Consider the following 13,016-nt stretch of genomic DNA (forward strand, 5'->3'; position numbering starts at 1 on the left):
CCTGGTGGTCCGCTGACGGGACGGACTACCAGGGGTGCAGAAGCTGCGATTACGAGGCGCCGCTGTGCGCCCGGGCCTTCCCGGAGCTTCCCCCGCTACGGCCACTGCCGCCTTGGCCCTTCTTGGATCCCTCGCTCCGCTGGCCGCCTGCGGTACTGCCTGCCCCGGATCCCGTTTCGGAACTTGCACCGGCGGCTGCTGTCGGGCTGGTGGTCGCTCCGGGAACCGCCTTGTTGGCATCGCTGGTCTCTGTCTTCTTGAGCGACGCACCCGTGCTCGGAACCGAGTCGGTGGCGGCCGAGCTGTCGGCGTTGCCCGCCCCTGCTGAGCCCTCGGTCGGAGTCTCCTTGGACGGGGTCGCAACCTCTGCGGTCGGGGCGGCCGACCGTGCGGCCACAGCCGCCGACGACGGCGGTGCCGGCGCACCCAGTGCCTGGGCAATCGTGTCCCGAGCGGCCAACAGGCTGGCGATCAATCCCGACGAGAAGGCGCCCGTATACGGGCTGAGGATCCCCACGGTGCCCTGTGCCGAATATCCGTTGAGGAAGGCATCCGTCACTGCGGCGGGGATCTTGATGAGGGTGCGGATGGCCGCCGCAACATCGCCGGCGTGCAGCGAGTCAACGACGAGTTGCCCGGCGTCACCAAATGCGTACGTGGCCCCCGCGATCGGTGAGATTGCGGAAAGGCCGACGCCCAGAAGAATGTTCGGCAGCGCATTGAGCACGTTGGAGACGTTCTTCGCGATTTCTCCGGGGATGTTGAAGACCGGGAGCAGGCTGATCAGAGGGGCCAGCACCAGTCCGAGACCACCCTGGAACAGCGTCTGCACCGCTGCGCTGAACTGTCCGGCCGCCAGCTGCTGAGTGGCGGTGAGGAACGCCTCGGGCAGCGCCGTCACGCCGGCGACGAGTCCGCCGAAGGCACCTCCCAGCGCCGTCGAGACCGTAGCGGCGTTGGCAAGTTGGTTGGTGATGATCTGCTGGATGATCGGATCCGGGCTGCCTTGCACCTGAGTTCCCAGCGCGGCGATGTTGGTGAATGAGGTCTCGATGACCTGGACCCAAGTGGGCAGGCTCTGCGACGTCGACGCAAGTGCCGTCGCAAGGGTCGACATGTGGATAGCCGGCACCTGCATGTCCGGCACCGTCATCGAAATCGGCGACGCGACGATCGCGCTCGCACCGACGATCGCGATGCCCGCGGAAACCTTCGAACGCAGCAGTACCTGCATTGCTTCTCCCTACTCCGTAGTAACGTTACGGAGACGTAACTTACTTTAACGTAAGTTACGGTGTCACCGATTTCGACAAACTCCCGAACATCGAGAATCGGCGCAACCCGTTCGTACGCCAATCGGCGGTGCGCAGCCACCAACCGGCCTGCGTCGAGATCGACGACATGGCGCGATTTAGTCGCACCTTGGCGCCCACACGTCGGTTTGGGCGCAGCGGGAAATGGGACTAGGGCTCCCAGACCAACTGGCGCAGTTCGGATGCCGCATCGCTCTCGGTGTCATACACCCGCACGATGGCCTCATCACCGGGCTGCAGGTACGTCGACTCCCCCAGCTTGGTGTAGCGCGTCGCACCGATGCCGATCAGAACCCGCTCAGGACGCCCGGACGCGACCATCAGCGCTCCGACATCCTCCAAAGGTGTATCGGGAGAGCCTTTTTGGTTGGCCAGTCGTTCGACGATCCAGTCCAGCAGCACCTCGCCGTAATACGAGTAGCCCAGCAGTGGGCTGTCCACTCCGTACTCGTGATGCACGCCGTCTGCGGTGCGCAGATGGCACAGCAGCCGCAGAGTCGCGGTCGGGCCGTCCGGGGTGAGGTCGCTGATGTCGAAGAACTGGTGCGCAACGCCTTTGGAGGAGTGGCCCCAGTTCTTCTTGTGGCTGATCTTGGCCGCGTTGGGCCGACGGATCGAGCAGTCGTTGAACGCGCCGAGCGCAAACGGCCGCAGCGTGACCACAGTGTCGCCCTCCCACACCACGTCACAGGCCAGCCCGACCTCGGGCTCGATCTGCAGATTGAGCGGGCCGTCGGCCTCTGTCGTCTTGGGCACCATCAACGCGTCGTGGGACAGCGGGAACTCACCCAGGAAGCTGTCATTCCCGGGTGCGTACCACGGGAAGATTCCCTTGGGGGCGGCACCCTCGCTGGTGACGTTGACGAAATCGACTGCCTCGCCGGCCTGTTCGAGGTGGCCTGCAAAATTCCCGGCCACGCCGAAGCCGAACCAGCCACGCACCTCATCGAGGTCGAGTTCGATCACGGTTGCAGGACCTCCGTCCCAACGTAGGGCACCAGGGCGGCGGGAACACGCACGCTGCCGTCAGGCTGCTGATGGTTCTCCAGGATCGCTACCAGCCACCGCGTTGTGGCCAGCGTCCCGTTGAGCGTCGCCGCGGTCTGCGGCTTGCCGTTCTCGTCGCGATATCGGGTGGCCAGCCGGCGCGCCTGAAACGTCGTGCAGTTCGACGTCGAGGTCAGCTCGCGGTAGGCCTGCTGAGTGGGAACCCAAGCCTCGCAGTCGAATTTGCGTGCCGCCGACGAACCGAGGTCGCCGGCGGCCACGTCGATCACCCGGTACGGCACGTCGATGAGCTCGAGCATCTCGCGCTGCCAGCCCAGCAGCCGCTGGTGTTCGGCCTCGGCGTCCTCGGGGCGGCAGTAGACGAAGCCCTCCACCTTGTCGAACTGGTGCACCCGAATGATGCCGCGAGTGTCCTTGCCATAACTGCCGGCCTCGCGCCGGAAGCAGGACGACCACCCGGCGTAGCGCAACGGACCGCCCGAGAGGTCGAGGATCTCGTCGGAGTGATAGCCCGCCAGCGGCACCTCGGAGGTGCCGACGAGATAGAGGTCGTCGTCCGCAAGGTGGTAGATCTCGTCGGCGTGGGCACCGAGGAATCCGGTCCCCGCCATCACCTCGGGGCGTACCAGCACCGGCGGGATCATCAGCGTGAAGCCGTTTTCTCCTGCCACCCGCACCGCCAGTTGGAGCAACCCGAGTTGGAGCAGCGCGCCACGGCCGGTCAGGAAGTAGAACCGCGATCCCGACACCTTGGCGCCGCGCTCCATGTCGATGAGCCCCAACGACTCACCCAGTTCGAGATGGTCCTTCGGGTTCTCGATCTCGGGAGGCCGGCCCACCACGTCGAGCACGGTGAAATCGTCCTCGCCGCCAGCCGGAACCCCGGCGATGATGACGTTCTGAATGCCCATGTGCGCGGCCGTCATCGCCGCTTCAGCTTGGGCCTGCTCGGCTTCGGCCGATTTCACTTGCGCGGCAAGCTCTTTGGCGTGCTCGAGCAGCGCGGGCCGATCATCGGGGGACGCCGAACCGACCTTCTTGCTGGCGGCCTTCTGCTCGGCGCGCAGTGAATCGGCTCTCGATATCGCCGCGCGGCGCGCAGTGTCGGCATCCAGCAGGGCGTCGACGAGGCCCGGATCCTCACCACGGCTGAGCTGGGACCGCCGTACCGCATCGGGGTCGTCGCGCAGCAGTTTCAGGTCGATCACGCCCTGAACCCTAGCTAGTTGGCCTCAGCGGCGCGTCGGCCCCTCCGGCCGACGACACAGCACAACCCCATAACATTACAACTGCATCACTTGTCACACGCCTCGCCGCGCCTGCCACAATAGAGGGCGATGCTGCAGCTATCCGAGCGGGACGACGTGACGCCTGACCAGCCCGAACCGGGCACATCGAGGCGAACGTTTCTCGGCACGTTCCAGGCCACGTCGACCCGGCGGGCCCTCCTACTGACCGCGCTCGGCGGCCTTCTGATCGCGGGTGTCGTCACCGCATTGCCGATCGGCTACAACAACCGGCTGGCCGGCTACGCCGGCTCCAACCCGCTGTCGGGCACCAAGGGCACGGCGGCCTTCGCCAACGCCAAGTCCGGCAGCTGTTTGACCTGGGACAAGAGTCCCGACGCAGCCACCATCGTCGACTGCAAAGACGACCACAAGTTCGAGGTGGCCGAGTCCGTCGACATGCGCACCTATCCGGGCAGCGAATACGGTCCCAACGCCGCGCCGCCGAGCGCCGCCCGCATTCAGCAGATCAGCCTCGAGCAATGCCAGCCGGCCGTCGAGCGCTACCTGGGCGACAAGTTCGATCCGAACAGCAAGTTCACGATCAGCATGCTGTGGTCGGGCGACAAGGCCTGGAAGCAGGACGGCGAGCGGCGCATGCTGTGCGGTCTGCAACTGCCGGGGACCGACAACCAGCAGGTCGCCTTCAAGGGCCGGGTGGCCGAGGTCGACCAATCGAAGGTCTGGCCCGCGGGCACGTGCCTCGGCATCGATCCGCCCACCAACCAGCCCACCGACATCCCCGTCGACTGCGGCGCGCCGCACGCCATGGAGGTCACCGGTGCGGTGAACCTCGCGGAGAAGTTCTCCGCCGGGCTGCCGTCGGACGCCGACCAGGACGCCTTCATCAAGGACGCGTGCACCCGGATGACCGACGCCTACCTGGCGCCGGTGCAGCTGCGCTCGACCACCCTGACGCTGATCTACAGCACGATCTCGCTGCCCAGCTGGACCGCCGGCAGCCACCAGGTGGCATGCAGCATCGGCGCCACCCTGGGCAACGGCGGCTGGGCCACGCTGATCAACCCCGCCAAAGGTGCACTGCTGATCAACGGCATGCCGCCGGTCCCGCCTCCGGACATTCCGTCCGAGCGCCTGAACCTTCCGTCGATTCCGTTGTTGCCCGACGTCCCGACGACCACGTATTCGCCGTCGGCCACTGACAACAGCAGCCAGTCCAGCCAGTCCACCCAAACCCAGCACCTGCCGCAGCAGTCGACGGCGACCGCGACCCAAACTCAGACGCCCAGCTCGACCGCGGCACCCACCACCCCCGCCGCCGTGCCCCCGCCGGCCGACGGCAACGTGGTCAACGGTGAACCGGTGCCCCCCGCACCACCGCCACCAGCCGACGCCCCGCCCATGGACAGCCCTCCGGCCCCGGCGGCACCCGCGGGGCCGCCGCCCGGGCCCGCCGACGTCCCCGTTCCACCGCCGGCCTAGTGCCCGTCCGGATGGACCCCGCACGGTTCGAGGAATTGGTCGGTGACGCACTGGACCTGATTCCGCCCGGACTGGCCAAGGCGATCGACAACGTCGTGATCATGGTCGAAGATCATCACCCGGACGAGCCGGACCTGCTGGGTCTCTACGAAGGCATCGCGCTGACCGAGCGCGATTCCAGTTACGCCGGATCACTTCCCGACACCGTCACTATCTATCGCGAACCGCTGCTGGACATGTGCGACACCGAAGCAGATGTGGTCGAGGAGGTGGCGATCACCGTAATCCACGAGATCGCACACCATTTCGGCATCGATGATGGCCGACTACACGAATTAGGTTGGGGCTGAAGCACTTCAGCGCGGCGGGTCACCCTGCCAGGCAAAGCTGTTGACGTATTTGCCCATGTCTTGGGCGATCTGCAGATTGGCACCTGACGGGAGGCCGGGGCCGAAATCGGGGCCGAACGCGTGGTACGGGCCGACAGCGCCGGCAACCAGCGCCAGATCGTTCTTGATCGCCACCAGCAGCACGGTGCGCAGGCGGATGTAGCTGTTGGACGTCCCCTGAGGCCAGGTGTCGGCGACTTCGCCGTAACCGGGTTGATAGCCGACCATCGCGTTGGGGATCTCGTAGGCGATCTTGGCGTCGGGGAACTTTTTCTTCAACAGATCACGCGCGACGGTCTGCGGGTCGCGGCCATTCGCCGGCTCGGAAAATAGTTGCAGCACACCGGTATCCCCGCCGGTGAACTTTGCTGTCACGCCGTTGTCGGCGGTGGAGACCTCGTAGGCCGAATTCGCCGTCGGATACGACACCGAGAATGAGCCGTTCGCCGCGGTGAAACGGGGAAGCCCCGTCACGGGCGTGCCCATCGGCGGGGCACCGCATTCAGGCGGGCACATATAGCGCGGGGCCTTCTTGGTGACCGACAACGACACCCCGACCAGAATCAAAGCGACGACGACGATCCCCGCCATCCAGACCCCGACCGTACGACTGAATCTGGGGCGCCGCATTTCCGAGGCGACGTACAGGCCGGCCGGCAGCGCATATCCGACGAACTTCTCCTCGCCGGACGCGGCCGAGGGTATGGTCACGGCCCCTCCGCGGCGACCTGCCGGACCGGGCGCACCTCACGCCGCTCCTGTCGCGACGCGCGCGACGATGCTCTGGTGGCCACCCCGCACGCCGGGCAGAACGCCATGTCGGGAACCACGTGCTGACAGTGGATGCACAACAGCGGCTCGCCCAGCTCGATCGGATCTTTCGCTTCGTGAAGAAGCGCAAGCTGCAACGCGATCCGCAGCAGAACCAGCACCACCAGCGTCATGACGATGTGGACGGTCAGCATCCGAAGCTGTTCCATCCCCATGATGTCGGTGACCGCGCCTCCGGTGTGAGCCAGCAAGACCACGACCGCCAGCGCGAACAGCACAGCACGAATCCGGCCAGGGTGCTCGTGCGGGTTGGAGTTCTGGCCCTTGAACCACAACGCGATACCGATCATCCCGCCGGCCACCGCGGCGGTCAGCGGAATCGTCACGCCACACAACAACGCCTCGACGAGCAAGCCCTTCATCGGACGACCACGTGCCAGCAGTCCGGTGGCGAACTGCGGCGCCAGCCGGGTCAAGGTCGCGCCGGCGGCGAACATCAGAGCGGACAGCGCGCCGACGACGAACCCGTCCAAGGACTCTCGCGAGTTCGGCCGCAGCAGCCGCACCAACACCGTGGGCACCAGCATCAAGATCATGCCGCCGGCGGGGATGATCATGCCTTCGCGCACGAGGTGCTGTAGGGCCATGCCCGCGGCCATCGGGACACCATAGGCGCGAGCCACCATCTGACCCGTCAACAGCGTCCAGCCCACGCCGAGCGCGGCCCCCAAGGTGCCCGCGAGCACCAGCGACCACGAGGACATGTCGCGGTACACCGCCGATTCGGCAAGGTAGAGCACGAACAACAACGGCAGCCCGAGCGCGGCGACGGTGATCAGGGCCGCGGGCATCTTCACGACGGCGAACACGACGAGGCCGACGAGCACCAGTGCCAGCCCCACCCGGAATGGCGTCCGGGATCGCTGCGGCAGATGTGGGAACAGTGAGCTGGCGATCGCCGGGAGTAACACGCTCTCTCCGGGTGACGCGCCGAACGTGTCGCCGCGCAGCCGTCCCAGCCACCGCGGGCCGCGGTGGGGTTCGTCGGACGCGTGTGCCCCGCAGTACCCGCAGAACGCGCCGGCCGGGACCTCGATCTGGCAGACCGAGCATTCCATCGTCGGAACGTCGTCGATGCCGTTCTCCGGCGAACTCATCCGACCACCTTCTGGGTCACAAGGATATTCTGCGCCAGGTTCTCGACATTGGGAGTGCCCAGCCCTGTCACCAGGTCATAGCCCGGCCCGGCGTTGGCCACCGCGTTACCGCCGAGCACGACGTCCCGAAAGGCGGGCAGTGGCGTGCCCTGGGCGATGGCGTAGAGCACCGGGTTGATGTTGCCGATCAGGGAGCCGCCCTTGTCGACGACGAACTGATTCATCAAGGCGGTCAAACCGGCCCAGATGGGCGCCGCCAGCGAGGTGCCGCCGCCGACGATCACCTGCTGGTTGAACACGATCTGCACGCCGGTGAAAGGGTCGGCGACGGCCGCGATGTCGGGGGTCAGCCGTTTGCCGTCACCCTTGGGTGCGCTGAGGTGCTGCTGCCACTCGGGGCGCTCGAAGAGCGCCGACACACCGCCGCCGGTGCCTTGCGACAGTGGCGGGTCGAACCAGGACTGCTCGGCCAGCCAGTCCCCCTTGTCGTCGGTCGACACCGTCGTGCCGCCGACGTCGGTCATCTCCGGCATCGACGCCACGGCGTCCAGACCGATGTCGTTGTCGCTCGGCGGTGACGACCATTCGTCGCCGCCCTTGCAGTCCAGGCCGGCCAGGTCACCGCTGGCATCGAAAGCTGTTGTGCCCGAACGGTGTGCGGCCGACAACGCAGCCCGCACCGGCGCAAGGTCGGCGGCGGTTATCAGCTTGTCGCAACCCCAGCCGATGGAGAAACTCCACACCGCGCCGGGGTAGGTACGTTCGGTATCCTCCATGAGTTTGGCGATCTTCTCGTAGGAGCCGTCACCCTCGACGGTAGACCGCGCATTGACGAGCACTTTCTTGGCGCCGGGGGCGATCGCGTGGATCGCCTCGAGGTCCATCGTCGCCTCGCCTCGCCGTGCCGACGGCATGCCACCCACCACGTCTGGGGTGAACTTCGGCAGGTTGAAGGTCGTCGCGAAGGTGTCGAGGTCGGCTTGGTCGAAGCCGTCGAACGCGAACACCACGACCGTGGTGCCCTTGCCGGTGTAACCCTTGTCGCGCAAGGGCATCGCGTTGTAGGTGCGCAGCAGCGCGCTGGGACTGAGCCCTTGGTCGGGCACCTCCAGCGGCAGCATCCAGACCTTGGACTCGCGGTGCGGCGTGTAGCCGAGGATGCGGCCCAAGCCGGCCACCTCCACGCTGAGCGACTGCGGTACCGACGGCTGCTGGGGTGAGGCGTAGAACACCTGGCCGCGCTTGCCGCGGTAGTCGTGAACATCCACATCGAATGCACCGGAGACCGCGTCGGGCGCACCTTCGAGGATCGCCCAGCTGTCGCCGGGGCGCCACCGCACTGAAAGGTTTTGTTGGACAGCCCATCCCATCAAGAGGTCGGGCCGAGAACCATCACGCAGCGCAGCAGTCAGCTGAACGTGATCGGTGCGCGCCGGACCGAGGTCGACGGAGCTGGCGAGCAGAGACGCGTACGGGCCGCTGATCGCACCGATGTCGGCGGGTGCCGGTGGACGGTGCAGATCAGCGACCAGTACTACGGCGGCGGTCAGCAGCCCAAGCAGCCCCACCGCGGACAGCGCTCGGAGGCGGTTGACCCCGATCACTGTCGGCGGAGGGTGGCTGTGGACGGATGCCGACCGAGCGGCTTAGTTACCGCCGGTGATGACGTTGCCGGGCAGCGCGGTCGGAGCCGGCGGAGCCTTGACCGTCGGCGTGAAGGAGTTGGGGCCACCAGGCGACACAGCCTTCTCCGTGGGCGACGGCGCAGGAGCGCTGGTAGTGGTGGTCGACGTGGTGCTTTCCGGCGCCTTTTCCTTGTTGTTACCGCAAGCGGTCAGCGTGCCCATCCCGACAATCGCGAGGCCGCCAGCAAAAAGCGCAATCTGTCGAGTCAAACGACCTGACATCATGATCAGTCCTTACTTCGTGTTGCCGGGGTTGATCGTCGAGTTGCTGGCTGGCCCGGCAGTTAACCAGCCCACCCCCGAAGGGCCGAGGACACTCAAGATATCTCACCACACCAGCTATTGCATAGCTAATTTCGCGACGGGCGAAAATTAGCTTGCTGGCGTCAGCGTGGCAACCGTGCAGTGTCGGACCGCAGTGCTAGGAACGAACCATGGAATCGAGCTGCCGAGAATGCGCTGCTGGCCTGGCACATTGCCACGGTACCTTGATCGTCCACGACCTGCATCGCGGCGAGTGCACCGAGCCGGATTGCGACGGTCCCGAGCTGGCACTTCACCTGTTGGTAATCGATTGCGACGCGGTCGGGTGTTCCTGCTCTCAGCAAACGAGTCACTCGTTGGCTGTGTGAGGTCTTCTCAGCCCATCGGGTCGACCGATTCGAGCGCATCCTCGACCGGATGTGCATCGGGCTCGGGGTAGAACGGCGGGCTGAGCGATCCCCACTGCACGCAGCTCCACCGCCCGTCGGTGATCGGCGCCAAGACCACCGATTCGGCGTTGGCCAGATGATGGTCGAGCACGAAACTGCTCTCCACTCCCGCAAGGGTCGCCGCGATCAGCCGGATCGCGGCGCCGTGGCTGACCACCACGATGTCCTCGGTCCAGGCGTGGTCGTCGAGGTAGCGCAGCCGCAGATCGGTGATCGGCGGGAGGTACCGCTCCAGCACATCAGTGGCGCTCTCACCGCCGGGCATGGGCACCGTCAGTTCCCCTTGGTGCCAACGCTGGTAGATCGCATTGAACTCCGCGATCGCGTCGTCGTCGTTGCGGTTCTCCAGTTCGCCGGCCTGCACCTCATGGATGCCCTCGAATTCCTCTGCGGACAACCGAAATTGCGCACCGATCTCCTCGGCGGTCTGAGCGGCCCGCCGGGCGACGGAGTGCACCAGGAGCCCCGGACGCCGGCCGCGGGACAAGGCGAATTCGCGCGCCTGCTCACGGCCGAGGTCGGTCAGGTCCGCACCGGGCGGACGGGTGTCGAGGCGGCGCTCGACGTTGCCGTGGGATTGCCCGTGCCGCAACAGGATCAGCCGACCACTCATATCGGGTCCCCGTCCCGGAGCCGGATCAACCAGCGATCCGCCTCGTCCGGCTGCGGCGGTGTCGCGCCGGTCGCTGATTCCGTCGGCCACGATCCCAGGAAGCGCACATCGGCGCAGCGGCGGTGCAGCGCTTTGAGCGCCTCGGCCACCGCAGAGTCGTCGATGTGGCCTACGCAATCCAAGAAGAACACGTAAGTGCCCAATTCGATTCGGGTGGGCCGGGATTCGATCCGGGTCAGATCGATGTCGCGGATGCCGAACTCGGTCATCGCCGACACCAGCGCCCCGGGGGTGTTGTCGATCCGCAACACCACCGACGTGCGGTCGGCGCCGGTGCGTGGCGGTGGCGGGCCGGGCCGGCCGACGAGTACGAAACGGGTCCGGGCGTTGGGCTCGTCGACCACGCCGTCCGCCAAGGTGCCCAATCCGTAACGCTGCGCGGCAAGTGCCGTGCTGACACCCGCGTCGGCGCGGCCGGCGGCCACGTCCTGAGCGGCGGCCGCGTTCGAGTGGGCCGGGACCAGTTCCGCATCGGGCAGATGTTCGCTCAGCCAGCGGCGCACCTGCGCGGCAGCAATCGGAAACGCCGCAACGGTGCGCACCGCGCCGCAGTCCAGGCCGTCACGCATCACGATGCTGAACGCGACGTCGAGAGTGAGTTCGGCGTAGATCTGCAACGGCACACCGGTCGCCAGGCTGTCCAGGGTCGGCAGCACGGTTCCCTCGATCGAGTTTTCGATCGGCACACAAGCGAAATCCGCCGTGCCGGCCCGGACTGCCGCCAGTGCCGCCGGGGTGCTGTCCGTCGGCTCAGGCTGCGCGGCACCGTCACCCGGAACGACACCGGCCGCGCACATTTTGAGCAGTGCCGCTTCGGTGAACGTGCCCTCTGGACCGAGGTAGGCGATGCGGGCCACGGTTCAACCCTATCGGTTCCGTCTCGCGGGAAAGCCTTGCGCGACCACACGTCGATAGTTAACTTAGGCTTACCTCACTAACTGGAAGGTGCGCGATGACCTCAGCGACGCTCACAACACCAACCACCGCCGAACGCGTCCGCAGTGCCTGTGCGCGGGCGACCGGAGCGATGCTGGTCGCCGACGACGTCGCCCCCGCCACCACACCCGTGCACCATCTCCTGCCCGGCGGATCCTTCGCGGTCAGCCTGGATTCCGAGTCGGCGCTGGCAGCTCGCGCCCGCTGCGCCGGTACCGGTGGCATCGCGGCCATGCTCGAGCTCACCGATTACGCCCCGCTGCCGTTGCGAGAGCCGGTGCGGTCCCTGGTGTGGATCCGCGGCCGAGTCCACAGCGTGCCCGGACACGCAGTGCGCGCGATGGTCGACATGATCGCGGCCGACCACCCCAACCCGGCACTGCTGGACATCGGGTCCGGGCAGGCGCTGTTCCTACTGGAAGTGGAGTCCGTGGTCGTCGCCGACGCCGCCGGTGCCGAAACCGTCTGTCTGCACGAACTGCTGACCGCGCAACCAGACCCGTTCTGCGAGTTCGAATCGGCCTGGCTGCGTCATCTGGACAATGACCATCCCGAGGTCCTCGCGCGACTGGCCGGCAAGCTGCCCGCCCAACTGCGGCGCGGGCGGGTGCGCCCGCTCGGCCTGGACCGCTACGGCGTGCGGCTACGCGTCGAGGGCACCGACGGCGATCACGACGTCCGCCTGCCGTTCGCCGCGCCGGTGCAGGACGTCCCCGCTCTGGGTCGCGCGATCCGGCTGCTGATGGGCTGCCCGTTCGTCAACGGGCTGCGCGCCCGTCGCATGTAGGGCCGTTACCGTGTCGGGGTGACCGCGCCCCGCGACGACTTCCTCGCCACCGACCGGCGCGGGCTGCGAATCGAAATCGGCGTCATGCTCGCCGTCACCTTCGGTGTCAGCGCGGTCACCGCGATCCTGCAGTTGCTCGACGGTGTCCTGTCCGGACTAGCCGGACGCCGAGTTCGGTTGAATCCCAACCTGTCTCGCTACGACCTGATCAACCTCGGCCTGAACCTGGCCTCCGTCGCGCAGCTGGTGGCCTGGGGCGCTCTCGGCCTGTATCTGTTGTGGCGCAGCGGAACCAGCCCGGCACGGCTCGGGCTCGGCCGGCTGCGCTGGCGTTCGGACATTCTGGGCGGTCTGGGCCTGGCGGCGCTGATCGGCCTTCCCGGCCTGCTGCTGTATCTCGCCGCGCGATGGCTGGGGATGAACGCCCAGGTCGAGCCGTCGGCGCTGCACGACACCTGGTGGCGCATCCCGGTACTGATCTTCTCCGCGTTCGCCAACGGCTTCGCCGAGGAAGTGGTGGTGGTCGGGTACCTGATCACCCGGCTGAAGCAACTGGGGCTCAGCCAGAACCGCGCGATCCTGATATCCAGTGTTCTGCGCGGGATGTACCACCTCTATCAGGGGTTCGGAGCGGGTCTCGGCAACCTGGTGATGGGCCTGGTCTTCGGCTACGCCTGGTGCCGGACGGGGCGGCTGTGGCCGTTGGTGATAGCACATGGGGTCATCGACACCGTCGCGTTCGTGGGTTACGTCGCACTCGCCGGTCATGTTGGCTGGCTCACGTGAGTCCGGCACGTAAATTGACCTGGTGAGCGACGACTGGCGACGGCGCCCCGCGCCGGATCCGCCGACCGA

General features: G+C 66.8%; 14 protein-coding genes. 5 read left to right on the plus strand and 9 right to left on the minus strand.

Going from position 1 to position 13,016, the window contains the following annotated elements; all coding sequences use genetic code 11:
* Positions 1 to 49: 49 nt before the first annotated feature.
* The 3 genes from Y900_RS11940 to serS form a co-directional block, all read right to left on the minus strand.
* Positions 50 to 1,234, minus strand: coding sequence for a hypothetical protein (locus Y900_RS11940; protein WP_036342014.1), 1,185 nt, complete (start codon positions 1,232 to 1,234; stop codon positions 50 to 52).
* Between the two features lie 229 nt (positions 1,235 to 1,463).
* Positions 1,464 to 2,279, minus strand: coding sequence for a DUF5718 family protein (locus tag Y900_RS11945; RefSeq protein WP_036342015.1), 816 nt, complete (start codon positions 2,277 to 2,279; stop codon positions 1,464 to 1,466).
* Positions 2,276 to 3,529 (minus strand): serine--tRNA ligase, encoded by a 1,254-nt coding sequence (gene serS, locus Y900_RS11950; RefSeq protein WP_036342016.1) that lies wholly within the window; start codon positions 3,527 to 3,529, stop codon positions 2,276 to 2,278. The genes Y900_RS11945 and serS overlap by 4 nt, the downstream gene beginning before the upstream one ends.
* A 129-nt stretch (positions 3,530 to 3,658) precedes the next feature.
* On the opposite strand from serS, the gene Y900_RS11955 reads away from it, so the two are divergent.
* Both Y900_RS11955 and Y900_RS11960 read left to right on the plus strand, forming a co-directional pair.
* Positions 3,659 to 5,050, plus strand: coding sequence for a septum formation family protein (locus Y900_RS11955; protein WP_036342017.1), 1,392 nt, complete (start codon positions 3,659 to 3,661; stop codon positions 5,048 to 5,050).
* Positions 5,050 to 5,400, plus strand: a complete 351-nt coding sequence (locus tag Y900_RS11960; protein WP_036342018.1) for a metallopeptidase family protein — start codon at positions 5,050 to 5,052, stop codon at positions 5,398 to 5,400. The genes Y900_RS11955 and Y900_RS11960 overlap by 1 nt, the downstream gene beginning before the upstream one ends.
* Before the next feature lie 6 nt (positions 5,401 to 5,406).
* Here Y900_RS11960 and Y900_RS11965 read toward each other — a convergent pair whose 3' ends face one another.
* Genes Y900_RS11965 through Y900_RS11980 form a run of 4 tightly spaced genes read right to left on the minus strand, consistent with a single transcriptional unit; the run spans position 5,407 to position 9,214 of the window.
* Positions 5,407 to 6,150: a hypothetical protein gene (locus Y900_RS11965; RefSeq protein ID WP_081845077.1), complete on the minus strand. Its 744-nt coding sequence runs from the start codon at positions 6,148 to 6,150 to the stop codon at positions 5,407 to 5,409.
* Complete coding sequence (locus tag Y900_RS11970; RefSeq protein WP_036342019.1) at positions 6,147 to 7,367, minus strand: zinc ribbon domain-containing protein; 1,221 nt, start codon at positions 7,365 to 7,367, stop codon at positions 6,147 to 6,149. The genes Y900_RS11965 and Y900_RS11970 overlap by 4 nt, the downstream gene beginning before the upstream one ends.
* Positions 7,364 to 8,971, minus strand: a complete 1,608-nt coding sequence (locus Y900_RS11975) for a S53 family peptidase (protein WP_081845078.1) — start codon at positions 8,969 to 8,971, stop codon at positions 7,364 to 7,366. The genes Y900_RS11970 and Y900_RS11975 overlap by 4 nt, the downstream gene beginning before the upstream one ends.
* A 42-nt stretch (positions 8,972 to 9,013) precedes the next feature.
* Entirely contained in the window at positions 9,014 to 9,214 is a 201-nt protein-coding gene (locus Y900_RS11980) for a hypothetical protein (protein ID WP_420329759.1), read from the minus strand.
* Positions 9,215 to 9,486: 272 nt separating this feature from the next.
* Here Y900_RS11980 and Y900_RS33025 point away from each other — a divergent pair, with 272 nt between their 5' ends.
* Positions 9,487 to 9,684 carry a hypothetical protein gene (locus tag Y900_RS33025; RefSeq protein WP_081845079.1) on the plus strand — a complete coding sequence of 66 codons (198 nt, stop codon included), beginning with the start codon at positions 9,487 to 9,489 and terminating at the stop codon, positions 9,682 to 9,684.
* A 7-nt stretch (positions 9,685 to 9,691) separates the two neighbouring features.
* Here Y900_RS33025 and Y900_RS11985 read toward each other — a convergent pair whose 3' ends face one another.
* The gene (locus tag Y900_RS11985) at positions 9,692 to 10,378 is read right to left on the minus strand and encodes a histidine phosphatase family protein (RefSeq protein ID WP_036342021.1); all 687 of its coding nucleotides are present in this window, start codon (positions 10,376 to 10,378) and stop codon (positions 9,692 to 9,694) included.
* Positions 10,375 to 11,295 carry a prephenate dehydratase gene (gene pheA / locus Y900_RS11990; RefSeq protein ID WP_036342022.1) on the minus strand — a complete coding sequence of 307 codons (921 nt, stop codon included), beginning with the start codon at positions 11,293 to 11,295 and terminating at the stop codon, positions 10,375 to 10,377. Before pheA ends, Y900_RS11985 begins: the two co-directional genes overlap by 4 nt.
* Positions 11,296 to 11,390: 95 nt before the next feature.
* Here pheA and Y900_RS11995 point away from each other — a divergent pair, with 95 nt between their 5' ends.
* On the plus strand, positions 11,391 to 12,161 hold the full coding sequence (locus tag Y900_RS11995; RefSeq protein WP_036342023.1) for a DUF2470 domain-containing protein: 771 nt from the start codon (positions 11,391 to 11,393) through the stop codon (positions 12,159 to 12,161).
* A gap of 18 nt (positions 12,162 to 12,179) precedes the next feature.
* Entirely contained in the window at positions 12,180 to 12,947 is a 768-nt protein-coding gene (locus Y900_RS12000) for a CPBP family intramembrane glutamic endopeptidase (RefSeq protein ID WP_036342024.1), read from the plus strand.
* Positions 12,948 to 13,016 lie beyond the last annotated feature (69 nt).

The sequence above is a fragment of the Mycolicibacterium aromaticivorans JS19b1 = JCM 16368 genome (assembly GCF_000559085.1).
Lineage (GTDB): Bacteria > Actinomycetota > Actinomycetes > Mycobacteriales > Mycobacteriaceae > Mycobacterium > Mycobacterium aromaticivorans.

What these genes read in the sequence shown, in the direction of transcription:
- Y900_RS11940 (WP_036342014.1), bottom strand. Translation starts at nt 1,234, where the DNA reads ATGCAGGTACTGCTGCGTTCGAAGGTTTCCGCGGGCATCGCGATCGTC.
- Y900_RS11955 (WP_036342017.1), top strand. Translation starts at nt 3,659, where the DNA reads ATGCTGCAGCTATCCGAGCGGGACGACGTGACGCCTGACCAGCCCGAA.
- Y900_RS11970 (WP_036342019.1), bottom strand. Translation starts at nt 7,367, where the DNA reads ATGAGTTCGCCGGAGAACGGCATCGACGACGTTCCGACGATGGAATGC.
- Y900_RS11980 (WP_420329759.1), bottom strand. Translation starts at nt 9,214, where the DNA reads ATGGGCACGCTGACCGCTTGCGGTAACAACAAGGAAAAGGCGCCGGAA.
- Y900_RS33025 (WP_081845079.1), top strand. Translation starts at nt 9,487, where the DNA reads ATGGAATCGAGCTGCCGAGAATGCGCTGCTGGCCTGGCACATTGCCAC.
- Y900_RS11985 (WP_036342021.1), bottom strand. Translation starts at nt 10,378, where the DNA reads ATGAGTGGTCGGCTGATCCTGTTGCGGCACGGGCAATCCCACGGCAAC.
- Y900_RS11995 (WP_036342023.1), top strand. Translation starts at nt 11,391, where the DNA reads ATGACCTCAGCGACGCTCACAACACCAACCACCGCCGAACGCGTCCGC.